Origin of the sequence: Flavobacterium alkalisoli (assembly GCF_008000935.1) — a bacterium.
Classification (GTDB): Bacteria; Bacteroidota; Bacteroidia; order Flavobacteriales; family Flavobacteriaceae; genus Flavobacterium; species Flavobacterium alkalisoli.
The window spans coordinates 1677227-1701657 of sequence record NZ_CP042831.1 but is presented as its reverse complement, the minus strand read 5'-3'; the positions used below and the strand labels follow the sequence as shown (position 1 = coordinate 1701657).

General features: G+C 36.7%; 26 protein-coding genes. 2 read left to right on the top strand and 24 right to left on the bottom strand.

All coding sequences use genetic code 11. The features are described 5' to 3' along the window. Position 1 precedes the first annotated feature (1 nt). A complete protein-coding gene (gene recR, locus FUA48_RS07580) occupies positions 2–622 on the bottom strand; it encodes a recombination mediator RecR (RefSeq protein ID WP_147582960.1) in 621 nt (206 codons plus the stop codon). Positions 623–699: 77 nt separating this feature from the next. Between recR and FUA48_RS07575 the strand changes: the two genes are divergently transcribed. Next, the gene (locus FUA48_RS07575; protein ID WP_147582959.1) at positions 700–2202 is read left to right on the top strand and encodes a sodium:solute symporter; all 1503 of its coding nucleotides are present in this window, start codon (positions 700–702) and stop codon (positions 2200–2202) included. Here the strand turns inward: FUA48_RS07575 and FUA48_RS07570 are convergent. Then, the gene (locus FUA48_RS07570; protein ID WP_147582958.1) at positions 2186–2554 is read right to left on the bottom strand and encodes a CoA-binding protein; all 369 of its coding nucleotides are present in this window, start codon (positions 2552–2554) and stop codon (positions 2186–2188) included. The two genes, FUA48_RS07575 and FUA48_RS07570, sit on opposite strands and share 17 nt — an antisense overlap. 73 nt (positions 2555–2627) lie before the next feature. Next, entirely contained in the window at positions 2628–3725 is a 1098-nt protein-coding gene (locus FUA48_RS07565; protein ID WP_147582957.1) for a carboxypeptidase-like regulatory domain-containing protein, read from the bottom strand. Between the two features lie 117 nt (positions 3726–3842). Between FUA48_RS07565 and FUA48_RS07560 the strand changes: the two genes are divergently transcribed. Continuing rightward, the gene (locus FUA48_RS07560; protein ID WP_129749347.1) at positions 3843–4475 is read left to right on the top strand and encodes a MarC family NAAT transporter; all 633 of its coding nucleotides are present in this window, start codon (positions 3843–3845) and stop codon (positions 4473–4475) included. A 45-nt stretch (positions 4476–4520) separates the two neighbouring features. Here the strand turns inward: FUA48_RS07560 and FUA48_RS07555 are convergent, their stop codons facing one another. From FUA48_RS07555 to secY, 21 genes are all read right to left on the bottom strand, one after another. Then, positions 4521–5762, bottom strand: a complete 1242-nt coding sequence (locus FUA48_RS07555; protein WP_147582956.1) for a sulfate adenylyltransferase subunit 1 — start codon at positions 5760–5762, stop codon at positions 4521–4523. Positions 5763–5765: 3 nt separating this feature from the next. Then, entirely contained in the window at positions 5766–6671 is a 906-nt protein-coding gene (cysD, locus tag FUA48_RS07550; RefSeq protein ID WP_147582955.1) for a sulfate adenylyltransferase subunit CysD, read from the bottom strand. A gap of 2 nt (positions 6672–6673) precedes the next feature. Next, the gene (locus tag FUA48_RS07545; RefSeq protein WP_205729438.1) at positions 6674–7387 is read right to left on the bottom strand and encodes a phosphoadenylyl-sulfate reductase; all 714 of its coding nucleotides are present in this window, start codon (positions 7385–7387) and stop codon (positions 6674–6676) included. Further along, positions 7362–7634 (bottom strand): DUF2061 domain-containing protein, encoded by a 273-nt coding sequence (locus FUA48_RS07540; RefSeq protein ID WP_129749343.1) that lies wholly within the window; start codon positions 7632–7634, stop codon positions 7362–7364. The genes FUA48_RS07545 and FUA48_RS07540 overlap by 26 nt, the downstream gene beginning before the upstream one ends. Before the next feature lie 78 nt (positions 7635–7712). Continuing rightward, entirely contained in the window at positions 7713–8126 is a 414-nt protein-coding gene (locus tag FUA48_RS07535) for an RrF2 family transcriptional regulator (RefSeq protein WP_147582953.1), read from the bottom strand. 2 nt (positions 8127–8128) lie between these two features. After that, positions 8129–9064: a citrulline utilization hydrolase CtlX gene (gene ctlX / locus FUA48_RS07530; RefSeq protein WP_147582952.1), complete on the bottom strand. Its 936-nt coding sequence runs from the start codon at positions 9062–9064 to the stop codon at positions 8129–8131. A gap of 21 nt (positions 9065–9085) precedes the next feature. Beyond that, a complete protein-coding gene (locus FUA48_RS07525) occupies positions 9086–10000 on the bottom strand; it encodes a dimethylarginine dimethylaminohydrolase family protein (protein ID WP_147582951.1) in 915 nt (304 codons plus the stop codon). Positions 10001–10178: 178 nt separating this feature from the next. After that, a complete protein-coding gene (locus FUA48_RS07520) occupies positions 10179–11462 on the bottom strand; it encodes a citrate synthase (protein ID WP_147582950.1) in 1284 nt (427 codons plus the stop codon). Positions 11463–11788: 326 nt separating this feature from the next. Then, on the bottom strand, positions 11789–13921 hold the full coding sequence (locus tag FUA48_RS07515) for a T9SS type A sorting domain-containing protein (RefSeq protein ID WP_147582949.1): 2133 nt from the start codon (positions 13919–13921) through the stop codon (positions 11789–11791). A gap of 101 nt (positions 13922–14022) precedes the next feature. After that, the gene (locus tag FUA48_RS07510) at positions 14023–14784 is read right to left on the bottom strand and encodes a LytR/AlgR family response regulator transcription factor (protein ID WP_147582948.1); all 762 of its coding nucleotides are present in this window, start codon (positions 14782–14784) and stop codon (positions 14023–14025) included. Between the two features lie 2 nt (positions 14785–14786). After that, positions 14787–16778, bottom strand: coding sequence for a tetratricopeptide repeat-containing sensor histidine kinase (locus FUA48_RS07505; protein ID WP_147582947.1), 1992 nt, complete (start codon positions 16776–16778; stop codon positions 14787–14789). Between the two features lie 142 nt (positions 16779–16920). After that, positions 16921–18216, bottom strand: coding sequence for a phosphopyruvate hydratase (gene eno / locus FUA48_RS07500; protein WP_147582946.1), 1296 nt, complete (start codon positions 18214–18216; stop codon positions 16921–16923). Positions 18217–18429: 213 nt separating this feature from the next. Then, on the bottom strand, positions 18430–19539 hold the full coding sequence (gene carA, locus FUA48_RS07495; RefSeq protein ID WP_147582945.1) for a glutamine-hydrolyzing carbamoyl-phosphate synthase small subunit: 1110 nt from the start codon (positions 19537–19539) through the stop codon (positions 18430–18432). A 169-nt stretch (positions 19540–19708) separates the two neighbouring features. Beyond that, positions 19709–20212, bottom strand: a complete 504-nt coding sequence (rplQ, locus tag FUA48_RS07490) for a 50S ribosomal protein L17 (protein WP_129749333.1) — start codon at positions 20210–20212, stop codon at positions 19709–19711. A gap of 33 nt (positions 20213–20245) precedes the next feature. Then, a complete protein-coding gene (locus FUA48_RS07485) occupies positions 20246–21238 on the bottom strand; it encodes a DNA-directed RNA polymerase subunit alpha (RefSeq protein WP_147582944.1) in 993 nt (330 codons plus the stop codon). A 20-nt stretch (positions 21239–21258) separates the two neighbouring features. Continuing rightward, positions 21259–21864: a 30S ribosomal protein S4 gene (gene rpsD / locus FUA48_RS07480; protein ID WP_129749331.1), complete on the bottom strand. Its 606-nt coding sequence runs from the start codon at positions 21862–21864 to the stop codon at positions 21259–21261. Positions 21865–21953: 89 nt separating this feature from the next. Next, positions 21954–22337 carry a 30S ribosomal protein S11 gene (rpsK, locus tag FUA48_RS07475; RefSeq protein WP_035129822.1) on the bottom strand — a complete coding sequence of 128 codons (384 nt, stop codon included), beginning with the start codon at positions 22335–22337 and terminating at the stop codon, positions 21954–21956. Between the two features lie 11 nt (positions 22338–22348). Beyond that, positions 22349–22723 carry a 30S ribosomal protein S13 gene (rpsM, locus tag FUA48_RS07470; protein ID WP_147582943.1) on the bottom strand — a complete coding sequence of 125 codons (375 nt, stop codon included), beginning with the start codon at positions 22721–22723 and terminating at the stop codon, positions 22349–22351. A gap of 2 nt (positions 22724–22725) precedes the next feature. Further along, positions 22726–22842: a type B 50S ribosomal protein L36 gene (gene ykgO / locus FUA48_RS07465; protein WP_002987490.1), complete on the bottom strand. Its 117-nt coding sequence runs from the start codon at positions 22840–22842 to the stop codon at positions 22726–22728. Between the two features lie 10 nt (positions 22843–22852). Next, on the bottom strand, positions 22853–23068 hold the full coding sequence (gene infA / locus FUA48_RS07460; protein ID WP_007136545.1) for a translation initiation factor IF-1: 216 nt from the start codon (positions 23066–23068) through the stop codon (positions 22853–22855). 8 nt (positions 23069–23076) lie between these two features. Next, on the bottom strand, positions 23077–24423 hold the full coding sequence (secY, locus tag FUA48_RS07455; protein WP_147582942.1) for a preprotein translocase subunit SecY: 1347 nt from the start codon (positions 24421–24423) through the stop codon (positions 23077–23079). Positions 24424–24431 lie beyond the last annotated feature (8 nt).

Below are 24431 nucleotides of genomic sequence, written 5' to 3'. Positions count from 1 at the left end.
CTTATGAGTTTTTAAGGCTGCTTTCAAACGGCACCCTGTGTATAATACTTCTTCCTAAAGTTACCTCATCGGCAAACTCAAGCTCATCACCCACTGCTATACCTCTTGCAATTGCCGACAGTACTATATTATGATCCTTAATTTGTTTGTAGATATAAAAATTGGTGGTATCGCCTTCCATTGTAGAGCTTAATGCAAAAATAAGCTCTTTGGCTACTCCTGTTTTTACCTTTTCTACCAGTGTGGCAATATTAAGCTGGCTTGGGCCTATACCATCTATAGGGGATATCTTCCCGCCAAGTACATGGTAAATCCCTTTAAACAAGCCTGTGTTTTCAATAGCCATTACATCCCTTATATCCTCAACAACACAAATAACCGATTTGTCCCTGGAAAGGTTACTGCAAATTTCACATACCTCAACATCAGATATGTTATGACATTCTCTGCAAAAACGTATCTCCTCACGCATCTTTAAAATAGCTCCTGTAAGATGCTCTGTCATATCTTTAGGCTGCTTTAATAAATGTAATGCCAGCCTTAAGGCCGTACGTTTCCCTATACCCGGTAGCTGAGAAATTTCAGCCACTGCCCTTTCCAGTAATTTTGAAGACATTTCCATAAATGCAAATGTACAAAACCTGCAAATTGTGAGTATATTGTAATATTTTTTATTTGTTTTGTATACAAACTTATTTTATGCAACCAATAACCATCTTATCCATAATAATAGTATACTTTGGGGTACTAATTGCCATTTCCAGGCTAGTAAGTAAAAAAGACAGCGGAAATGATGCCTTTTTTAAAGCCAATAAAAACTCCAAATGGTACCTGGTTGCTTTTGGTATGATTGGTACTGCGCTATCGGGCGTTACATTTATTTCTGTACCGGGCGAAGTGGGCTCTCCTAGCGGGGAACAGTTTAAGTACTTTCAGTTTGTATTGGGTAATGCCATAGGATTTATACTTATAGCCAAGGTATTATTACCCCTTTATTACAGGTTGAACCTGACCTCTATTTATGGCTACATAGAAAACAGATTAGGACAATACAGCTATAAGACCGCTGCCATGATATTTTTGATAAGCAGGACTATTGGTTCGGCCTTCAGGTTATATCTGGTTGTAATTGTACTGCAACGCTATGTTTTCGATTCCTTTGGTGTTCCTTTTTGGGCTACAGTATTAATATCGCTTATGCTCATATTTGCTTACACCTATAAGGGCGGACTAAAAACAATTATTATTACTGATACGCTTCAAACCTTCTTTATAGTCTCTTCGGTATTTTTTACCATTTATTTTATATGTGATAGTTTAGAACTGAGCCTGCCACAGGCTTTTGAGACCGTAAAGGAAAGTAACTATTCTAAAATATTTTTCTTTGAAGACTTTATAGGTAGCCGTTTCCACTTTGTAAAACAGATACTGGGAGGGATTTTTGTCACCATAGCCATGGTAGGCCTAGATCAGGACCTTATGCAAAAAAACCTAAGCTGTAAAAACATTGGCGAAGCTCAAAAAAACATGTTCACCTTTACAGGGATATTTGTGATAATCAATTTGTTTTTCCTAGGTGTTGGTGCCTTACTTTATATTTACGCCAATAAAAACGGTATAGATGTTCCTCTAGTAGACGGCAAACCAAGAACAGACTTATTATTCCCGGAAATTGCCTTTCACCATCTGGCACTTATACCTTCGGTAATATTCTTGCTGGGTTTAACCGCGGCAACATTTGCAACAACCGATTCGGCTCTTACAGCGTTAACCACATCTTTTTGTGTGGACTTTTTAGGAATGGATAAAACGGAAAATGCCAATAAACCTAATGTGGTCAGGACCAGACACTGGGTACATATATCTTTTTCGTTCCTTATGTTTTTGGTAATTATAGTTTTCAATATCATAAACGACAACTCTGTTGTTAGTATGATATTCAGAATTGCTTCTTATACTTATGGTCCGTTACTGGGCTTATATGCCTTTGGACTGTTTATGAAGAATCTCACATTAAGGGATAAACTTACTCCGTTAGTATGTATAGCCTCCCCTTTACTTACGCTGGCATTAAGCCTTAATTCAAAAGTATTGTTCGGCGATTATGTTTTTGATAATGAGCTTATAATTGTAAACGGACTTATTACTTTTATCCTTTTACTGTGCATCAGTAAAAAGGCATCGGTTAGTAATTCCCTATAGAAAGCATAACAAGCGTACAGGCTACCTCAACCTCAATGTTATTTTCCTTAAGGATAGTATATAGCTCAGGATTTTCTGTGCCAGGATTAAATACAACCCTTTTTGGTTTCAGGCTTACAATATAGTCGTAGTATTGTTTTTGATTTAAGGGGTTAAGATACAGTGTTACGGTATCCACTCCGTCAAAATGTATAAGTTCTTTCTCTATGTGAACATTACCAAGATCTTCTTCCTTTTTACCTACAGCAACAACAGGGTGACCATACTGCTCAAGCATTTTTACAGCCCTGTAAGCATATCTCTCGGGGTTGGTGGAAGCTCCTATTACTAATGTTTTCTTTTCTGTTTTCATTACAAATAAGTTTATATCAAAAATAAGTAAAGAAAGTAGCTTTTCATACCTTTTTAGCCTAACGATAACATAGTTAGTTATTGATATAAGTATAATCGGCAGGCAGCATATCCCCTACTTTAAGTTCACCGAAATATCCACCAAATATCATAGAGGTTATAGGCCAGAACAAACCATTGCTGCCTATATAAAAATGATCGGCATTCATTTCAAAAAAAGACTGTTGCTCTCCGTCATGCAGTACGGCAAAACGTATGTTTCTTTCTTTTGGAGCTTCTAAAGTCCTTTCACTAAGTTCCTTGTTCATTTGAATTTTCACATTCGTTTCAGGTATAGGAACTTTACTTTTTAAACAGGTTACTTTTTTATAATCCAGCGTATCGCTTACTTTAAAATATTCATTAGGGCTTGCCGGAAAACTATCTACATAAAGAGCATATTTCTCTTCGCTCCATTCATTAGCTGCAATAGCCCGCATGAAATGCAATAAAGACCCTTTGTAGGCCTCATCCCTATCCTCTTTAATACTTTCCTTTTTAGATACATCCTTAAAAAAGCTGGTTCCTGCATAAAAACTTGTTTGCATGGCAAAGGGTGAAAGGGTCTTCCTGCCAAAATGCACCTGAAAATCTACCAAATCAAACTGCACTTCATATTTCAGCTTTTTGTTAGATATCTGAATCGGTTTCTTTGCTTCAGCCTTTAGTGTATTTGTAGCCAAATCATAATATAATATTATATCGTCTTCATTAAGTATTTTACAGGATTTACCTGCTTTGGTCTTTCCTAAAAACTGCTCCCTGAATACTTGTAGCATCTCTTTTCTCGAAAAAGCGGCCTTTTTATTTATTACCACCTCATCCATTTTTATGGCATCTTCCTTTAAAAGGATTTTAATTTTACCCTCATAGGAAAAAGGATTTTGAACTATCCTGGTTTGATATCCCATATACTTTACTACTAAAGCAGCCGAAAGCTGTTGCCCTGTATTTATGGTAAAAGCCCCGTTTGAATCGGTACTTGCAGAAAAGGTTGTTCCGTCCAGATACACAAAAGCGCCTTCCAGAGGTATATCTTCCTTCTCGTCATATACATAGCCTGAAACAGATTGTGCCTTAAGAACCGTAGCAGTTAAAAGGAGTATAACAAATAGTAATATTTTCGTTTTCATAAGGTGTTATTATTGCCTAAAAATAAGGAAATAATTAATGCTTTAATAAATACCTTTCAATTGCCCACCCATATTTTCTTATTAAATTTACAATAGAAAAAAAACCAACAATCGTTCATGGAATTATTTATCTACATTTTTGCCGCGCTATTTTCAGTTATTAACCCTTTAGGAGCTGTGCCTATTTTTGTAGGACTTACACAGGATGACACTAAAGCCGAACGTTCCCGTATTTCTTTCTGGACTGCCGTTAATGTATTCATTATCCTTATCATATCTTTTTTTATAGGACAGTACATACTGGCATTTTTCGGAATCAGTATTGATGCACTTCGTATTGCCGGAGGCTTTATCATTGTAAATTCAGGATTTGCTTTACTATCCGGTAAGTTCAGTAAAACAAGAGGGGTTAACAAAAAGGTAGCCAATGATGCTCAAAAGAGAAATGACATCGCCCTAACACCACTTGCGATCCCTATGCTGGCAGGCCCCGGATCTATGTCATTACTTATTGCACTTTATCAGGATTATACAGATATTATGCAAAAGGTTATTGCCTGTATTGCCATAGCTTCGGTAGCTATAGTAATTTTTTTAGTAATGAGAAGTGCACACTACCTTTCCAGGATATTAGGAGCATCAGGCATCGTTGCTATTTCAAGAATAATTGGCTTTATAGTTATTGCCATAGGTATACAATACATAAGCAGTTCGGTAGTAAACATACTTCAAACGATACAAATTAAATAAACAAAACCCCGCTTAAAGCGGGGTTTATTATTACGAACACTCTGATTATTCCGAAAAACCAACGCCTACGGTATTGTTGGTTTGCGTATCTATTATTATAAAGGCTCCGTTAAGCCTGTTATTTTCAAAAGAGTCTATAAATGCCGGAGTAGCGGTTTTAAAACTTACTCTGGCAATATCATTTAACTTAAGCGTATCGGCCTGAACCAACTCCTCCGGATTTTCAGGCGGAATAACCGCTTCTATCTGCTGCAATTTGCACTGTACCGTTCTCGTTCCGGCCTGTAGTAAATACCTGCCCCCGGGAACTGTCTTTTTTTCATCCAGCCAAACCAGTGTCGCCTTTATATCTTTAGACAATAACTTTTCATCGTTATCTTTCACTAGCATCATACCACGGCTAACATCAACATCGTCTTCCAGTCTAAGCTGTATAGACTGTCCGGTTTTAACCTCATTAAAGGTATTGGTAAACTTACGTAATTCTGCCACTTTGCTTTTTTGCCCGGAAGGAAGTACAATAACCTCATCCCCCACGGCTACACTGCCACTTATCACCCTGCCGGCATAAGCCCTGTAATCTACAAACTCATTATTTTGCACATGCATTACCTGTTGAACATCAAACCTAAAATCATTGGTTTGCGCTTCTCCCGGTTTTATATCATGCAGTACTTCCGAAAGGGTTTGTCCGGTATACCATTGCATAGTTTCAGAATGGTTTACCACATTATCTCCCTTAAGCGAACTGATAGGTAAAATATGTACGTCAGGCTTATACTCAAACTTGCCTGCCATTTTATTAATATCTGCCGCAATAGATAAAAACACGTCTTCACTAAATTGTACCAAATCCATTTTATTGATACAGAAAACAACCGTTTTTAACCTTAGCAGATTACTTATAAAGTAATGCCTGTATGTTTGCTCCAATAATCCTTTACGGGCATCAATAAGAATAATTGAAACTTCTGAATTAGAAGCTCCCGTAACCATATTACGGGTATATTCCACATGACCCGGACTATCAGCTATAATAAACTTTCTTTTATCTGAAGAAAAGTATATATGAGCCACATCAATAGTGATTCCCTGTTCCCTTTCAGCTATAAGCCCGTCAGTTATAACCGAAAAATCAAGATCTTCAAGTCCTTTTTCCTTGGTCTTTTTTACTATAAGCTCTTCCTGCTCTATGGTAAGCGCATGGCTATCGTTTAAAAATCGCCCTATAAGTGTACTCTTGCCGTCGTCTACACTACCGGCTGTATTAATTCTAAGTAAATCCATATCTTAAAAATACCCTCCTTTCTTTCTTTGTTCCAATGCCGCTTCCGAACGTTTATCGTCCATCCTGGCACCTCTCTCTGAAGATTTGGAAGATTTGTTTTCATACATAATATCAGGTATTGTATTGGCTTCCGAAATAAAAGCAGCAGTACAGGTCATATCCCCTACAGTTCTGAAGCGTACAATAGATTCTACAATCTCATCGGTTTCCACAAGATTCAGATAATCTGAATGTGCTAAAAAGGCACCATCTCTTTTTACAAGCTTACGCTTATGGGCAAAATAAATACTTGGTAAACCAATTTCTTCCTGCGCTATGTAATTCCAAACATCCTCTTCGGTCCAGTTGCTTATAGGAAATGCTCTTACATTTTCGCCAAAGTGTATTTTGCCATTCAATATATTAAACAGTTCCGGACGCTGTTTTTTTGCATCCCATTGCCCAAAATCATCCCTTACGGAAAATATTCTTTCTTTAGCCCTCGATTTTTCTTCGTCACGTCTTGCCCCGCCCATACAGGCATCAAAACCAAACTCTTCAATAGCATCAAGCAGGGTCACGGTTTGCAGTGCATTACGGCTTGCATATTTCCCTGTTTCTTCCTGTACTTTCTTTTGATCTATACTATCCTGTACATAGCGTACAATAAGTTCAACACCTAGCTCTTTTACAAGCTGATCTCTAAATTCAATAGTCTCCGGAAAATTATGTCCGGTATCTATATGTAAAAACGGGAACGGTATTTTTGCCGGGTAAAAAGCCTTTTGCGCCAGTCTTGCCAGCGTTATTGAGTCTTTCCCTCCTGAAAAAAGCAACACCGGCTTTTGAAACTGTGCCACTACTTCCCGTAATATATAAATACTTTCATCCTCCAGCGTTTGCAGATGTGATTGTATGTAATGTGTCATGATTAATAATTTTTATCCTGATGAATATGCAGTCCGCATTCTTTTTTTCCGTTTTCCCACCACCATCGGCCTGCCCTAAAGTCTTCCCCTTCAGCAAGGGCTCTGGTACAGGGTGCACAGCCAATGCTTAGAAAGCCTTTTTTATATAAACTGTTTATGGGTACATTAAACTGATTTACTTCCTGCTCTACCTGTTTAAGGCTGTAATGCAGTAGAGGATTGAATTTTATAAGCTGGTTCACTTCGTCCCACTCTAAAAACTCCATCTCTTCCCTGTTTTGCGATTGTTCGGCACGCAGGCCCGTTATCCATAAATCGGCACCTTTAATGGCACGCTGTAACGGTTTAACCTTCCTTATGTGGCAGCATGATTTTCGCTTTTCTATACTGTCGTAAAAACCATTTATTCCGTTTACAGAAACATACTCTTTTACATCCTGTTCATCAGGAAAATAAGTTTCAATGATTAACGACGGGTACTTTTTTTGGGTTTTATGAAATACCTCATAGGTTTCGTTAAACTGTCTCCCGGTATCCAGTGTAAAAACTGAAACCTGATCATGATGCGGAACCATATAGTGTGTTAACAACTGGTCTTCTATACCAAACGATGTTGAAAAAACCTTTTTTCCCTCTATATTTTGCACTACAAAAGCAATAGCATCTTCTATGCTCTTGCCCTGTAATTCCTTATTCAGATATTTTAATCTCTCCATTACCTTCATTACTATTCTTTCTCGTTAATCTTGCCCAGGCCCTTTCATGTAAAAAGTAAAGCAGCATTTTAGACATTACCTCTACACTCCCTATAGAAAATGCAATTGTAATGTTACCGGTTAGTATATAGGAAATTATCATCGTATCTATAGTACCTACTATACGCCAGGTTACTGCCTTTATTGCCGAAATCTTAGGGCTGTCTTTTAGTGAAAAGTTTTTTTTGGCTTTTATCAAATCAAGCATTTGTCTTTCCTCGTATTAATTTTTTCAAATATACTATTAGTCTATAGATTTTATAGACTAATAGTATAAATTTTTTTGTTATAAAATCGCCAAATCATACAACGACCTTTGCTGAAGCAGGCTAAGCGTGTTATCTCTCACCTGTGCAAGAAATTTATTAAGGTTACATTTTGCCTCATCCGGACAGTCGTCACACTTCTCATAATAGTTAAGGCTAACACATGGAAGCATGGCTAAAGGACCATCTAAAACCCTTATGATTGTAGCAGCAGAAATATCTCTAGGATCTTTAAGCAGGTAGTAACCTCCACCCTTTCCCTTTTTAGAACCAAGAATACCAAACTTTTTTAAATCCAAAAGAATAGCTTCAAGGAACTTTTTGGGTATACGCTCGCGATCCGATATTTCAGATATAAGGACAGGCTCTGTACCCGAATGCTTAGCAATGTAGATAAGAGCCTTTAATCCGTATTTAGTTTTCTTAGAAAGCATATTTATTGTTTAAGTAAAAACACCTCTGCCATCATGCATCGTGCACTACCGCCTCCGCAAGCTTCAATGGTATCAAGGCTTGAACTTAAAATTTCTGTATGTTTTTCAATTTTTGCTATCTGGTCTTTTGTTAAAACCTGATGGGCCGAAGCACTCATAACGAGATAACTCCTGTCATTATTGCCCCTAACCTGTAACATATTTCCTGCAAAATGATTTAGTTGCTCCTCAGTAAGAAGGATAATTTCCTTCCCGTCTGACTTAAGGTTATCCAATACCATTTTACGTTCTTTCTTATCATCAATACATTCTGCGCAAATAACGGCAAAGGTTTCACCGATGCACATCATTACGTTAGTATGATAAATATGCTTGCGTTCACCGTTTACTGTCTGGAATGCTTCAAATATAACAGGTGTATATTCAAAATCTTCACAAAACTCTATAAACAGTTCCTCTTCGGCACGGGGTGATAAGGCGCAATAGGCTTTATGATTGGCCCTGTCAAGAACTATACTACCAGTCCCCTCAAGAAAAATATCATCTTCTTCTGCCGAAGTATAATCTACTATATTTTCTATCACAAAACCTTTATCCTCCAGCATATCAAGAATCTCTTCCCTTCTCTCCAGCCTGCGGTTTTCTGCAAACATAGGATATAAGGCTACATCCCCGTTTTCATGGAAAGAAACCCAGTTATTTGGAAATATGGAATCAGGAGTGTCGGGATTAACCGTATCATCCACAACAACCACATTTACTCCGGCTGCTTTAAGCTTATCGGCAAAAGCATCAAACTCCTGCTGTGCTTTAGCATTAACTGTATCAGGCAGCAGATTATCCATTACTTTTTGGTAATAATTGTTTACTGCAGTCTGTTCATTCATCCTGAAAGCAACAGGACGTATCATTAGTATAGTATCTGTAATCTGTCTCATAATATAAAGATAAGGATATTATTAATCCCTTATTAACGGCAGTGTAGAACATCTTAAAAGCCCTTCCTGCTTTGCAATTTCAGCATACGGAACTTCTTCTACTGTGAAGTCCCTTTCAAGTAACCATTTTTTTAGTCTGGTAAAGTTCTTTTCTATAACAACCACATCAGGCGCTATAGAAAATACATTAGATGTCATATTATACATCTCTTCTCTATCGATGTGGAAAAGGTTTTCCATACCAAACAGATTAACAAGATACATATAGTCTGCCTCTTCACGGAAACCGCTTTTATAGATAATCCCCTTGTCTTTACCTATAGGCTGAAAACAACAATCTAAGTGCAGGGCGTTATCACGAGGTTCTATTTTAGACTTTACAAGATCAAACTCCTTTACAATCTTATTAGGGAAAAGCTCTTTTATATAGTTTACACCCTGCATATTTGTTCTTGCAGTAATATAATCTTTATAATCGCTACCTTTATAAGTACCTATAAAGATATGATCGTTCCATGGCATAACATCTCCCCCTTCTATATGCACTTCATCCGGAGGACGAACTACTTTTGCAGGATCAATCTGGTCGATGATATATTGTATAGCTTCAAGCTCCCTCTCCCTATCAGGAAGGATATTAGCTTTAATAAATACATCTTCTATTACAAAACCGATGTCACGGCTAAATATCTGATTATAGTTCTCTATAATTTCAGGACGGTATACCTTAACGTCATATTTCTCAAACACCTTATTAAAAGCTTCCATTTCCTCTACCATATCCTTTTCTACAGGGTAGGTTCCGGCTTTAATGTGCTCAAGAGATTTTGGGTCGTATGCTTCGTATATTTCCGGAGTTGGCCCGTTGCTGACAGCAGTACCCAGAATAACAGCCCTTAATCTTGATGTTTCGTTCTTTATATTTAAATTCAACATAGTTTTTGGCTTTTAGGCAAATATAGAAAATGCCCTCTAATTATAAACATTTATTACAATATTAGTTTCATTGCTATTAATTACATAAAACAAATAACAATTAAAGACTGATTAATAATAATACCTTAACAAAAAAGGCTCTGCAATGCAGAGCCTTAACTATTTAAAACGATAACAATTATCTGTTATTTAAACCTTTAAAATCCCTAAGAGGACTACCTGTGTAAACCTGTCTTGGACGACCGATTGGTTCTTTGTTTACTCTCATTTCTTTCCACTGAGCAATCCAGCCCGGTAAACGGCCTATAGCAAACAGCACTGTAAACATCTCTGTTGGTATCCCCATAGCCCTGTAAATGATTCCTGAATAGAAATCTACGTTAGGATATAGGTTTCTTGATTTGAAGTAATCGTCCTCAAGAGCTGCTTTTTCAAGTTTTTTAGCGATATCCAGTACCGGATCATCAACACCTAAATCAGCAAGAACTTCATCTGCCGCTTTTTTGATGATTTTTGCTCTTGGGTCAAAGTTTTTATATACCCTGTGACCAAAGCCCATTAAACGGAAAGGATCGTTTTTATCTTTTGCCTTAGCAAGGAACTTTTCAGCATCACCACCGTCTTTTTGTATTTCCTCAAGCATTTCAAGTACTGCCTGGTTAGCACCTCCATGAAGAGGACCCCAAAGTGCAGATACACCTGCAGAAATTGAAGCAAACAAACCTGCATGAGATGACCCTACCATTCTTACTGTAGAAGTAGAACAGTTTTGCTCGTGGTCTGCATGAAGGATAAATAGTTTATCAAGAGCGTTAACAACAACAGGATTCATTTTGTAAGGGCCTGTAGGAAGCTCAAACATTAAGCGCATAAAGTTTTCTACATATCCTTTAGTGTTATCATAATAATTTAGAGGATAACCCATGTTTTTTCTATAAGTCCATGTCGCTATAACTAAGAACTTAGCCATAGTTTTACAAACAGCCTCATACATTTCTTTTTCGTTCTCTACATTAACCGACTTAGGATTAAATGCAGTAAGAGCACTTGTTAACGATGCTAAAACTCCCATTGGGTGAGCCGTTTTAGGGAAACCATCAATGATGTTTTTCATTTCCTCGTTTACAAGCGTATATTTTTTTATGTCATTCTCAAATTTTTGTATTTGAGCTGCAGTAGGAAGTTCTCCAAAAATTAAAAGATAAGCTACTTCTAAAAAGTTAGATTTTTCGGCAAGATCCTCTATAGAATATCCTCTGTAACGTAAAATACCCTGTTCTCCGTCTAAGAAGGTAATATCACTGGTACATGAGCCCGAATTTTTATAACCCGGATCTATAGTAATGGCGCCTGTTTCACCTCTAAGCTTATTAATATCGATAGCTACTTCATTTTCAGTTCCCACAATTACCGGAAACTCATATTTTTTGCCATCAATTTCCAATATTGCAATATTTGACATGATGTATTGAGTTTATTTTTGTTTGTAAATTTTATATTCCTGCGAATTTAATAAATTGTAATTTATTTAAGAAGAAAATTACTTATTAAAATCGTTAAATCTGCATGTAAAAAACAAAAGTTCTTACTTTGAAGCTATATAAATTGAAAAATATTCAAAATAAGAGCATTTTTAACCCTCTAAAATCTATTTTTTAATTAATATTTTAAAACTAATCTGTTAATAATCTGTAAGTTTCGTTTTAGAATATATTTCACATAAAAATTAAAAGGCCGGCACAAAACACGCACCGACCTTTCACCATGAAGATTTTCTTTTTCGGAATTTTATTCTTTTGCAATTTTTTCCACCTTAACTCCCTTATCAGAAGTTATTTTAAGGAAGTAAATTCCTTTTTGCCTATCCGAAATATTAAGTTTTGTTTCTTTGTCATTCACCAGTTGCGTTTGCAGCAATCTTCCCTGAATATCATACAGTGTTACCGACTGTAAATTATCATCTGCCACAACAGTAATCATATCTGATGCAGGATTAGGATAAACCTTAACAGAAGCATCCTGAATAAACTCTCCTGTACCTAAAATACCCGCAAACTCAGTAATCGCTTCATTTGTTTCTACAGGATAGTTATAATCAAAATAAATATTAGCCTGATTCATTACCTGATCGCCTTCTGCCAAATCAGCTTTAGATTTAAGCTTAAACAGTATATTACCGTGATCAAGGGCGTTAAGATTTATATTATCGAAAATAAACTCGATAACATTACTTGTTATTCGAGCTTCAACCTGATGGGAACTGTTTAAAATCTGAAGTGATGCAATATCAAAATCAGCCTCATTGATAATGTGTTTTACTACAACAAAAGAAGCTGCTGCGGTACCTGTATTTTCAAAATTAACTACATAATGCAGGTAATTACCTATATCATCTACCGAAGCTGTTTCACCCTCTATACATATTATGTTATTAGGATCGTATGCACCTATAACAACCTGATTAAACACATACTCATTATCTCCGGGATTTTCATCTGTCCCTCCATTAATAGTAGCTGTAAAAGGCAATACATCATCAATATTCACAGCTGGTTCATCCGTAGGACTGTTAACATGCAGTGTCATTAAAATTTCCCTGTTTTCAAATGGCTGCAGGTTAGAGTAATTCCACCCATAAATACCCAATCCTATATCGTCTGCCATTGGCTGTAAAGCAACAGGTGTAAGGATTTCATAATCCCAGGCACAACCTACCGTTCCTGAAGCTATTTGGTTACCTTTGTTCTTATAAACTATTTTATAGACAGCATCAAAGCCAGGACTTGCAGGCACTATAGGCACCATAACAACTTCCACATCATTATGCACACCATTAGGTGCTATACAAAAGTTTTGAACTGAAACAGAACCATCAACTACCGGAAAGTTAACTGCTGCCGGAGTTACTGTAAACCAATCGTCCTCAAACTCCGGAGTTATCGTAAAATCTCCCTCCTGAGTATAAAAGCTATATTCGCCATTTGTATTGGTAAAAGCATAACCTCCTTCTGTACCATCATTTATACTAATTTTTACAAAAGAATACGGAAAATCTTCCGGACCACAACCGTCAATGTCAGCATCAAAAACAGCAGTACCCGTTATGGTATTATAATCGCCTCCCGGAGTGAAAGAGCAATAAGAACTGTACGAAGGATTATTACCAGAACCAATAAACCCTTCTATCAAAGACTCTTCACCTTCATCTACACATATGAAATTAAGATTGGAATTATCACTTATATCTGTGCCAAGCCCCACAAAAAAACTATTCCCATTTTTAAGATTTATGGTTTCCAAAAGGTTATTACCAATACATTTTAACAGAGGAAGAAAAGAAGAATTACTTAAATCAATATTTATAAGATTAGTATTATAAAGCTCTAATTTAGTAAGATCAGTCATATAAGAGAAATCTAAATTTGAAGCAGGAACATCTTCCAATATAAATTCTTGCATTCCTATTGTCCCGGTAAGATTAATTGTTTCAAGATTCGTATCTGAAATATAAACCGTTTGAAGATTGGACAAACCAGCAAAGCTTAAAAACTCTAATCCGGTTCCTGCATCACAATTGAAATCTTCAAGATTAATCAAACTCGACAAATCTAAATAAGTGAGATTGCTATTATTAGCACATTCTAAACTTCTCAAATTAGTAAAATACTCCAAACCTGTGGCATCAGTCATTCCTGCACCAAACAAGCTCAACTCCCATACCAAAAGTGCTTCACTTTCCTGAATTTCATAATCATTATTATTATCAATAACAATTGAATTACCATTAACATCTTTAGCAACATCATTAGATATACTTGCTGACAACAGTTTATTCTTAAAATTAATATCAGGTATATTAACTATCTGAGCACTGGCAATACCTGAGAACAGTAGTAATAAATAAAGTAGTTTCTTTTCCATATTAGTTAGTGTGTGGTTAATCGGTCTTTCAAATATATTTTTTTATCCTTCTCCCAACTGTTGTCGTTTAGAATTCGCTTACTATCAGTTAGAATTTGCAATTACATCGACTTTAATATTTCCTGCAAACGCTCTTTTTTCCTTTGGCTAATCGGCAAATGGCTATTATCTGCCATTACAGCATATCCTCCGTCTTTCTTTATGTACGACTTCAAATAAGCCAGATTTATAAGATGTGACTGATGAATACGTTCAAAGCCCTGTTCTGACAGCAGGTCTTCATATTCCTTGAGTGTTTTGGCTATTAAAATCGGCTTATTGTCTTTTATATAGAACTTGGTATAATTATCCTGCGATTCACAACGTATAATATCGCTCACTTCAAACAAATGAATACCATCGGAAGTAGAAAGTGCAATTCTTTTAAACTTATTCACTTTCTTACGTATGTTTTCCAGCAGCAGATCAATATGAGCATAGTTATCATTTCCTGACAAGGTTTTTTTAATCTTATCCACAACATTATTCAAGTCCTCCGGATCTACTGGTTTTAAAAGATAATCCAGCGCACTAAAACGGAATGCTTTTACCGCATACTGTTCGTGTGCCGTGATAAATACCACATGACAGGAAAGACTGCCTTTTCGCTGCATTACCTGTTCCAGAATATCGAAACCTGTACCATCGCCTAGCTGAATATCCAAAAACACAACATTAGGCTGATGAAACTCAATAGCACTTATTCCTGCTTTAACACTGTCTGCCTCCCCTACTATTTCTATATCGGGAGCATATCGTATTAAAAAGCTTTTCATACCGTTTCTCAGGTTAGCGTCGTCGTCTATCAGTAGTGCTGTAATCATATCTAGTTCGTTGCGTATTGTATTGGTAAATTTAAAACAATCTTAGTTCCTGCGGTTTCCCCGTTTTCATCAATCACGTCGTTTATTTCCACTTTTGATGTTTTAGAAGTAAAGGCCTGTATTACTTCCAGCCTCTTTCTTGTTATTTCAAGCGCCATAGATTTATGAACCGTAACCGAATTTTCCTTAAGCTCTTTCGATTTTTTAAATCCTATACCGTTATCGGTAACTGTACATACAAGCTTATCACCGTTTAAGGCAAAATCAACATGTATAATCCCTTTTTCTTTTTTAGGAACCAGCCCATGTATAATTGCATTTTCAATAAAAGGTTGCAACAGGAGTGGCGGTATAGCCATATCATCCTCTATGTGCGAATCTTTTACTATAGAAAAATCAAACAACTTATTAAATCGAAGCTGTTCCAGTTCCAGGTAATTTTGCAATCCTTCAATTTCCTTATCAATAGGAATAAGCGACTCTTTACTGTACTCTAAGGTTAAGCGCATAAGCTTAGAGAATTTAGACAGGTATTTTATAGCCGAATCTGTACCATTTTGCACTATAAAGCTGGAAATAGATCCTAAACAGTTAAAAACAAAATGAGGGTTCATTTGGAGATGGAGCGCCTTTTGCTCATATTCCGCCAATTCCTTTTGCAGGGTAAGCGTCTTTTTAAGCTGCCTCCTGTTTGATACCAGGAAGACTACACCAAACATAAGCAGGATAAACAGCACAACAAAAAACATCTGTTGATTATGTCGTTTTACTTCTTCATTATAAATAGCCTGTTTCTTTTCACTCTCTATCTTCTGGAGTTCAGCTTTACGCTCCATTTCGTAATTCATTTCCTCCCTAACAATATTCTTAATGTTTTCGGCATTAACAATACTATCTTTGGCTTCTTCAAATTTTTTATAATGTAGCAATGCCAGCTTATAATCCCCTTGCTTCTCATAAAGGTCGCTAAGGCTCTTTTCAGAAGTTTTAACCTGTTCAAGAACCCCAATCTCCTGAGCAAAAGCCGATGATTTATTTAGAAACTCAACTGCCTGCTTGGTTTTACCCTGCCCTGCATACAAATCACCTAAAAAGCCTAACGATGCCGAAGCACCGTACTTTTCGCCAACACCTTCAAAAACTTCAAGCCCTTTATTATAATATTCTTCTGCTTTAGCTTTATCACCGGTCTTCTCGTAATAATTACCAAGAGAGTTGTATAACTCGCCCAATCCTCGTTTACTGTTAAACCTTTCAAATATGTTAATCGCTTCCTGATAAGAAGCAAAAGCCTCTTTATTTTTATTTTGCAGTAAATAAATATTACCAATATTGGTTATCGTGGTCCCTGCAGTATCATCGTTCAGCTCTTTTTGAATTTCCAGCGTCTTATTGAAATATTCTAAAGCCTTGGCATATTCACCCTGAGTTTTATATACTATTCCAATATTATTATAAAGCCTGAATACTATTTGCTGCTGCTTAGCCTCCTTATAAAGTTTAAGCGCCTTAAAATAGTACTCTAAAGCTTTTGCATAGTTATTCTGCTCTGAGCAAACTATACCAATACTACCATAGGTCTTAGCAAGATATCCTTTAATCTCACTTTTATCAGAGGCATCTTCGGCAAACAGCTGCTCAAAAATATCCTGCGCACTTGTAAAGCTCTTTATGGCTTTAGAATAATTACTCAGCATAATATTGGCATTACCCATATTAAACCATGCCTCACCTTCCCCTTTCTTCAATTTTTTCTGCTGAGCCAGCTTTAAGGCTTTTTCGGCATACTGCATCATTGTAGCAGGATCATTTTCAATATACTCTGCTCCCACAGCATTTAGCAACTCAACCTTTTTGGCATCGGTATCTGCCTTTTCCAGCTCGGTTAAAAGACTGTCTAACACCTTGTTTTGAGAAAAACAGGTTAAAGGTAAAAGTATAGCTACACATACAGGGAGCAATTTCAACAGCTTCATATGCAATATGTTAATCATATCTAACAAATTTATGATTTCCTCCCGAATTAAAAGGCACCGATTAGAATTTGATGCTTATGGATTAGAATTCGTTTGATCCATAAAAAAAAGGCACTCCTGAATTGCAGGAGCGCCTTATATAATTTTATAGCCTAAAAAATTATCTTTTTACTTTAAAAGCGTTTTCTCTTGGAAAATAAGCCACTTCAGCAAGCTCTTCCTCAATTCTTAGTAACTGGTTGTATTTAGCCATACGGTCACTACGTGAAGCAGAACCTGTTTTGATCTGGCCACAGTTTAATGCAACTGCTAAGTCAGCAATTGTATTATCTTCAGTTTCTCCCGAACGGTGAGACATTACAGATGTATAACCTGCATTGTGAGCCATGTTTACAGCTGCAATAGTTTCGGTTAAAGTACCAATCTGGTTAACTTTAATAAGAATTGAGTTAGCAATGTTTTGCTCAATACCTCTTGAAAGGCGCTCAACATTAGTTACAAATAAATCGTCACCTACTAACTGAACTTTATCTCCTATTTTCTCAGTAAGGTATTTCCATCCTTCCCAGTCATCCTCATACATACCATCTTCGATAGAGATAATAGGATACTTAGCAGCAAGCTCAGCCAGATAATCTGCCTGCTCCTGAGAAGTTCTTACTTTACCTTCTGCACCTTCAAATTTAGTATAGTCATATTTACCGTTTACATAGAATTCAGATGCTGCACAGTCAAGAGCAATCATAACTTCATCGCCAAACTTGTATCCGGCATTTTCTACAGCTTTCTTAATAGTATCAAGAGCATCCTCAGTACCTCCTGCAAGGTTTGGAGCAAAACCACCCTCATCACCTACAGCTGTACTTAGGTTTCTGTCATGAAGTACTTTTTTAAGGTTATGGAAAACCTCTGTACCTATCTGCATAGCATGAGTAAAGTCTTTAGCTTTTACAGGCATGATCATAAACTCCTGGAAAGCGATAGGCGCATCAGAATGCGAACCTCCGTTGATGATGTTCATCATTGGAACAGGAAGCGTATTAGCAGAAACACCACCTACATATCTGTATAACGGCATACCCAATTCGTTTGCCGCTGCTTTAGCAACTGCTAAAGAAACACCAAGAATTGCGTTAGCGCCAAGGTTTGATTTATTTGCAGTACCATCAAGTTCAATCATAGCTTTGTCTATAGCATTTTGCTCGAATACAGACATACCAACAATTTCACCTGCCAGTTTAGTATTTACATTTTCTACAGCTTTAAGTACGCCTTTACCCATATAAGACTTACCGCCATCACGCAATTCAACTGCTTCGTGCTCTCCGGTAGAAGCTCCTGAAGGAACCGCTGCCCTACCTAGTATACCATTTTCAGTAATTACATCAACCTCTACTGTAGGATTACCACGAGAATCCAATATTTGCCTTGCATGTACTTTAATAATAATGCTCATTATATAGTTTTTAGTTTGTTATATTCATAATTAATCAAAACAAATTTAAACATTTTGAAAAATGAAAAGCCCTTATTTTTAAAAACTTATAAACGCAATCGTTTTAGTTTCTGCCACTTAACCTAAATTTTATTTCCAAAACGTCTATAAACAGAATTTGGGCTAACTTTTATATTAGCCCAAATTCGTTTTTTTGTTTTTAAAAGCCCATAATTAGTTTTTGGCTTTTTGTATATTTTCGATAAACTGATCAAACAGATATGATGCATCATGCGGACCAGGACTTGCCTCCGGGTGGTATTGTACCGAGAAGCAGTTCTTGTTCTTCATACGCATACCTGCTACAGTACCGTCGTTAACATGCTCGTGAGTAATCTCAAAGTCTGGGTGCTTTTCAAGCTCTTCCCTTACTACGGCAAAACCGTGGTTTTGAGAAGTGATTTCTCCTTCACCTGTAATCATGTTTCTTACAGGGTGGTTAATACCTCTGTGCCCGTTAAACATTTTGTAAGTAGAGATTCCGTTAGCAAGAGCCAGCACCTGATGCCCTAAACAGATTCCGAAAACCGGTTCATTATTTTCTAATATCTTTTTAGCAGTATCCTGAGCTACAACAAGCGGAGCCGGGTCACCGGGACCGTTTGAAAGGAAGTATCCGTCAGGATTAAAACTTCTTAAATCCTCATAAGTTGAGTTATAAGGGAAAACCTTAATATAACAGTCTCTCTTAACAAGGTTTCTTAAGATATTTTTCTTAATACCTAAGTCAAGAGCAGATATTTTATACTTAGCATCCGGGTTACCTACAAAGTAAGGCTCAGTAGTCGATACTTTTGAAGAAAGCTCAAGACCATCCATGTTAGGAACTTCAGCAAGTTGTTTCTTTAAATCTTCAACAGAAGTACCGTCTGTAGAGATAGCAGCATTCATGGCTCCGTTATCACGGATATAACTTACAAGTGCTCTTGTATCTACATCAGAAATAGCTACTAAGTTTTGTTTTTCAAAATACTCTTTAAGTCCATCAGTAGAATTAACCCTTGAGTGGTTAAAGCTAAAGTTTTTACAAACAAGACCTGAAATCATTATTCTATCAGCCTCTACTTCCTCTTCATTAGTACCATAGTTACCTATATGTGCATTAGATGCAACCATAATTTGCCCGAAGTAAGACGGGTCTGTAAAAATTTCCTGGTAACCGGTCATACCGGTATTAAAACATACTTCACCAAATACTGTTCCTTCAATTCCAATAGATTTTCCGTGAAAAACAGTGCCGTCCGCTAAAAGAAGTATGGCTTTGTTACGATTTGAATATTTCATTTATTACTATTTGTTGCTGTATTGCGTGCAAATTTACTTCAAAAAATTGTGTTTCTAAAATTTAGCTATCAATTGATTAGTATAAACCGATTTGACTAAGTCAAAAAAAAAGGACAAACTATAAAGTTTATCCTTTTTTAATATTATTGAAAAATCAGTTTTACCATGATTATTCAGTAGCTTCTTTGTTTTCTTCTGTATCAACAGCAGGAGCTTCAGTTGCAGGAGCCTCAGCTGCTGGAGCTGTTGCTTTTTTTGCTGTTCTACTTCTACGAGTAGTTTTCTTAGCTTCTTTTTTAGTAGCGTTGTACAGTTCGTTAAAGTCAACAAGCTCGATCATAGCCATATCAGCGTTATCCCCAAGACGGTTTCCTAACTTAATGATACGAGTATAACCACCCGGACGATCTCCAACTTTAGCAGCAACTTCTCTGAAAAGTTCAGTAACTGCATATTTGTTTCTTAGGTAAGAGAAAACGATACGTCTGTTGTGAGTTGTGTCTTCTTTAGATTTTGTTACAAGAGGCTCAACAAACTGCTTAAGGGCTTTTGCCTTAGCAACAGTCGTGTTGATACGCTTGTGCTCTATAAGGGAGCAGGCCATGTTAGCCAGCATAGCCTTTCTATGACCAGCTTGCCTGCCTAAGTGATTTATTTTTTTTCCGTGTCTCATTGCTGTCTGTAATTAAAACCTTAACGGCCCAGATTATTCTTTATCTAATTTATATTTCGTTAAATCCATTCCGAAGTGTAAATTCTTAGAAGCAACAAGCTCATCAAGCTCGGTTAAAGATTTTTTACCAAAGTTACGGAACTTCATTAAGTCATTTTTATTGAACGATACTAAGTCACCTAATGTATCAACTTCAGCCGCTTTTAAACAATTTAATGCCCTTACAGAAAGATCCATATCAACAAGCTTAGTTTTAAGAAGCTGTCTCATATGTAATGACTCTTCGTCATAAGATTCTGTTTGTGCTATCTCATCGGCCTCAAGTGTTATCCTTTCATCAGAGAACAGCATAAAGTGATGTATTAGCGTTTTAGCTGCCTCAGTTAATGCGTCTTTAGGATGAATAGAACCATCTGTGATAATTTCAAAAACCAGTTTTTCGTAATCGGTTTTCTGCTCTACACGGAAGTTTTCTATTGTATACTTTACATTCTTTACAGGAGTAAAGATTGAGTCTGTAAAGATTGTTCCTATAGCTGCATTTTGCTTTTTGTTCTCCTCTGCAGGCACATAACCCCTACCTTTCTCTATAGTAAGCTCAAGGTTTATGTTAATCTTGCTGTCCATGTTACAGATAACAAGCTCAGGGTTTAATACCTGGAATCCTGAAATGAACTTTTGGAAATCACCAGCCGTAAGCTGATCTTTTCCTGTAAAAGATACAGTAACAGATTCGTTATCGATGTCTTCTATCTGACGTTTGAAACGAACTTGTTTTAAGTTCAGGATTATCTCCGTAACATCTTCAACAACCCCAGCTATTGTAGAGAATTCGTGGTCAACTCCTTCGATACGAACAGAAGTAATTGCGTAACCTTCCAGTGAAGAAAGCAAAACTCTTCTTAGTGCGTTACCAACAGTCAATCCATATCCCGGTTCCAAAGGTCTAAATTCAAATTTACCTTGGAAATCGGTAGAATCGATCATGATAACTTTATCGGGCTTTTGAAAATTAAATATTGCCATATTTCGACTGATGTCAATTATTATTTGTTATACAACTCAACGATTAGTTGTTCTTTGATGTTTTCCGGGATTTGTATCCTGGCAGGTACTGAAACAAAAGTACCTTCTTTAGTGTCGTTGTTCCAGGTTATCCACTCATATACTTGAGCAGAATTTGATAAAGAGCGCTCTATAGCGTCAAGAGATTTAGATTTCTCACGAACAGCAACTTTATCTCCGGCTTTAAGGTGGTAAGAAGGAATGTTAACCACTTCACCGTTTACTGTAATATGCCTGTGGGAAACGATTTGTCTTGCAGCCCTTCTTGAAGGAGCAATACCCATTCTGTAAACCACATTGTCTAATCTTGCTTCACAAAGCTGTAAAAGTACTTCACCTGTTACTCCTTTAGTAGCAGCTGCTTTTTCATACAGGTTTCTGAATTGTTTTTCAAGAACTCCGTAAGTGTACTTAGCTTTTTGCTTTTCCATTAACTGAACTGCATATTCAGATTTTTTACCTCTCTTTTTAGCTAAACCATGTTGCCCTGGAGGGTAATTTCTTTTTTCGAAGGCTTTATCATCTCCGAAGATCGCCTCACCAAATTTACGGGCGATTTTAGTTTTAGGACCAGTATATCTTGCCATTTCTAAAAATTAATAAACAGGGGATTATGAATTCAGGTCTCATCCTCCGATAATCCGTAATCCTGTTTGGTTATACTCTAATAAATAAATTAAACTCTTCTTCTCTTAGGAGGACGGCACCCGTTGTGAGGTAGTGGAGTTACATCGATAATTTCAGTAACTTCAATCCCACCATTGTGAAGAGATCTGATAGCAGATTCTCTACCGTTTCCAGGACCTTTAACGTAAACTTTTACTTTTTTAAGACCTGCCTCAAGAGCAACTTTGCTGCAATCTTCTGCTGCCATCTGAGCTGCATATGGAGTGTTCTTTTTAGAACCTCTAAAGCCCATCTTACCAGCAGATGACCATGAAATAACTTCACCTTTCTTATTAGTTAAAGAGATGATGATGTTGTTAAAAGTTGCACTAATATGAGCTTCGCCTGTTGACTCAACAACAACTTTACGTTTTTTTGTATTCGCTTTAGCCATACTACTACTTATTATTTAGTTGCTTTTTTCTTGTTAGCAACAGTTTTTCTCTTACCTTTTCTTGTTCTAGAGTTATTCTTAGTGCGTTGACCTCTTAGAGGTAGTCCAACTCTGTGACGGATACCTCTGTAGCATCCGATATCCATTAAACGTTTGATGTTTAACTGGATTTCAGAACGAAGCTCTCCTTCTATTTTAAAGTAAGAAACAGCCTCACGAATGTTACCGATTTCATCATCGTTCCAATCCTGAACTTTTTTATCTTCACTAACCTGAGCTTTTTCTAAAATCTCTTTAGCCCTGCTTTTACCAATACCGAAGATATAAGTTAAAGCAATAATTCCTCTTTTGTTTTTAGGTATGTCTACCCCTGCAATTCTTGCCATAATTATCCTTGTCTTTGTTTAAATCTAGGATTCTTTTTATTAATCACATATAATCTGCCTTTTCTACGCACAATAATGCACTCGGCACTTCTTTTCTTTACTGATGCTCTTACTTTCATTTTAATAGCTTTAGTATCTATAAGTAATTCTTGCTTTAGACAAATCATAAGGGCTCATTTCCAGTTTCACTTTATCACCAGGTAATAACTTGATATAATGCATACGCATCTTTCCTGAAATGTGAGCAATTACAATATGTCCGTTTTCTAACTCTACACGGAACATAGCATTTGATAATGCCTCTATGATTGATCCGTCTTGTTCTATTGCTGATTGTTTTGCCATAAAAATTATTAAGCTACCGCTTTTCTATTCTTACCACTTTTCATCAAACCATCATAATGTCTATTCAACAAATATGAATTTATTTGCTGGATAGTATCTATTGCAACCCCAACCATGATTAACAGCGATGTTCCGCCATAGAACAAAGCCCACTGAGACTGAACATTCATTATACTCACAACAACTGCCGGGAACACGGCAATAATTGCTAGGAATAATGATCCAGGGAATGTGATTAGCGACATGATCTTGTCAAGGTAGTCTCCGGTTTCAACACCTGGCCTAACACCCGGTATAAAACCTCCACTTCTCTTAAGATCATCTGCCATTTTATTCGTAGGTACTGTAATCGCGGTGTAAAAGTACGTAAAAATTATAATTAATAGCGCAAAAACAATATTATACGCCAAACCGAACACGTTTTGGAACTGAGAAGTAATGGTTTGTGCTGCATCAGCATCGGAAAGACCGGCAAGAGCAGCAGGTATAAACATAATAGCCTGAGCAAAGATGATTGGCATAACTCCCGCAGCATTAAGCTTAAGAGGAATCCATTGTCTGTTGTTTCCTGCGATATCCTGTTCGAAATCACCTGAAGCAGTACGACGTGCATACTGTACAGGAATTTTTCTAACAGCCATAATAAGCAGTACACAAGCTATTATAATTAATAACCATATTACTATTTCAATAACCAAAAGCATTGGCCCTCCATTGTTCTCAACCATACGTGAAGTAAACTCCTGGATAAAAGCCTGAGGCATTCTTGCAATAATACCTACAAGAATTAACAGTGATATACCGTTACCAATACCTTTGTCGGTAATTTTTTCACCAAGCCACATTGCAAAAATTGTACCTGTAGTTAAAATCACTACAGAAGAAAATATGAAAAGAAATGAATCTGAACTTATTAAAAAAGCTTGAGGTGGTAAAGTCTTGTATAGGTTATAGATATAACCAGGACCTTGCACCAATGTGATTAATATTGTAAGCCAACGGGTAATCTGATTGATTTTCTTTCTGCCGCTCTCACCTTCTTTTTGTAACTTTTGAAGGTAAGGAACTGCAATACCCATTAACTGCACAACGATAGACGCAGAGATGTATGGCATGATACCCAATGCAAATACAGATGCCTGCGAAAACGCACCACCTGTAAACACATCGATTAACCAACCGATACCTCCATCAGTCTGATCTGCTAAGCTATTTAATTGTGTAGCATCAATACCCGGCAATGTAACATGCGCACCAAAACGGTAAACAAGTAACAAACCAAGAGTAACTAAAATTCTATTTTTTAGCTCTTCTATTTTCCAAACATTGATAAACGCTTCTATAAATTTTTTCATGTGACTAT

Excerpts from the sequence above, each read along its gene's own strand:
- recR (WP_147582960.1), bottom strand. The coding sequence starts at position 622 with ATGGAAATGTCTTCAAAATTACTGGAAAGGGCAGTGGCTGAAATTTCT.
- FUA48_RS07575 (WP_147582959.1), top strand. The coding sequence starts at position 700 with ATGCAACCAATAACCATCTTATCCATAATAATAGTATACTTTGGGGTA.
- FUA48_RS07570 (WP_147582958.1), bottom strand. The coding sequence starts at position 2,554 with ATGAAAACAGAAAAGAAAACATTAGTAATAGGAGCTTCCACCAACCCC.
- FUA48_RS07565 (WP_147582957.1), bottom strand. The coding sequence starts at position 3,725 with ATGAAAACGAAAATATTACTATTTGTTATACTCCTTTTAACTGCTACG.
- FUA48_RS07560 (WP_129749347.1), top strand. The coding sequence starts at position 3,843 with ATGGAATTATTTATCTACATTTTTGCCGCGCTATTTTCAGTTATTAAC.
- FUA48_RS07555 (WP_147582956.1), bottom strand. The coding sequence starts at position 5,762 with ATGGATTTACTTAGAATTAATACAGCCGGTAGTGTAGACGACGGCAAG.
- cysD (WP_147582955.1), bottom strand. The coding sequence starts at position 6,671 with ATGACACATTACATACAATCACATCTGCAAACGCTGGAGGATGAAAGT.
- FUA48_RS07545 (WP_205729438.1), bottom strand. The coding sequence starts at position 7,387 with ATGGAGAGATTAAAATATCTGAATAAGGAATTACAGGGCAAGAGCATA.
- FUA48_RS07540 (WP_129749343.1), bottom strand. The coding sequence starts at position 7,634 with ATGCTTGATTTGATAAAAGCCAAAAAAAACTTTTCACTAAAAGACAGC.
- FUA48_RS07535 (WP_147582953.1), bottom strand. The coding sequence starts at position 8,126 with ATGCTTTCTAAGAAAACTAAATACGGATTAAAGGCTCTTATCTACATT.
- ctlX (WP_147582952.1), bottom strand. The coding sequence starts at position 9,064 with ATGAGACAGATTACAGATACTATACTAATGATACGTCCTGTTGCTTTC.
- FUA48_RS07525 (WP_147582951.1), bottom strand. The coding sequence starts at position 10,000 with ATGTTGAATTTAAATATAAAGAACGAAACATCAAGATTAAGGGCTGTT.
- FUA48_RS07520 (WP_147582950.1), bottom strand. The coding sequence starts at position 11,462 with ATGTCAAATATTGCAATATTGGAAATTGATGGCAAAAAATATGAGTTT.
- FUA48_RS07515 (WP_147582949.1), bottom strand. The coding sequence starts at position 13,921 with ATGGAAAAGAAACTACTTTATTTATTACTACTGTTCTCAGGTATTGCC.
- FUA48_RS07510 (WP_147582948.1), bottom strand. The coding sequence starts at position 14,784 with ATGATTACAGCACTACTGATAGACGACGACGCTAACCTGAGAAACGGT.
- FUA48_RS07505 (WP_147582947.1), bottom strand. The coding sequence starts at position 16,778 with ATGATTAACATATTGCATATGAAGCTGTTGAAATTGCTCCCTGTATGT.
- eno (WP_147582946.1), bottom strand. The coding sequence starts at position 18,216 with ATGAGCATTATTATTAAAGTACATGCAAGGCAAATATTGGATTCTCGT.
- carA (WP_147582945.1), bottom strand. The coding sequence starts at position 19,539 with ATGAAATATTCAAATCGTAACAAAGCCATACTTCTTTTAGCGGACGGC.
- rplQ (WP_129749333.1), bottom strand. The coding sequence starts at position 20,212 with ATGAGACACGGAAAAAAAATAAATCACTTAGGCAGGCAAGCTGGTCAT.
- FUA48_RS07485 (WP_147582944.1), bottom strand. The coding sequence starts at position 21,238 with ATGGCAATATTTAATTTTCAAAAGCCCGATAAAGTTATCATGATCGAT.
- rpsD (WP_129749331.1), bottom strand. The coding sequence starts at position 21,864 with ATGGCAAGATATACTGGTCCTAAAACTAAAATCGCCCGTAAATTTGGT.
- rpsK (WP_035129822.1), bottom strand. The coding sequence starts at position 22,337 with ATGGCTAAAGCGAATACAAAAAAACGTAAAGTTGTTGTTGAGTCAACA.
- rpsM (WP_147582943.1), bottom strand. The coding sequence starts at position 22,723 with ATGGCAAGAATTGCAGGGGTAGACATACCTAAAAACAAAAGAGGAATT.
- ykgO (WP_002987490.1), bottom strand. The coding sequence starts at position 22,842 with ATGAAAGTAAGAGCATCAGTAAAGAAAAGAAGTGCCGAGTGCATTATT.
- infA (WP_007136545.1), bottom strand. The coding sequence starts at position 23,068 with ATGGCAAAACAATCAGCAATAGAACAAGACGGATCAATCATAGAGGCA.
- secY (WP_147582942.1), bottom strand. The coding sequence starts at position 24,423 with ATGAAAAAATTTATAGAAGCGTTTATCAATGTTTGGAAAATAGAAGAG.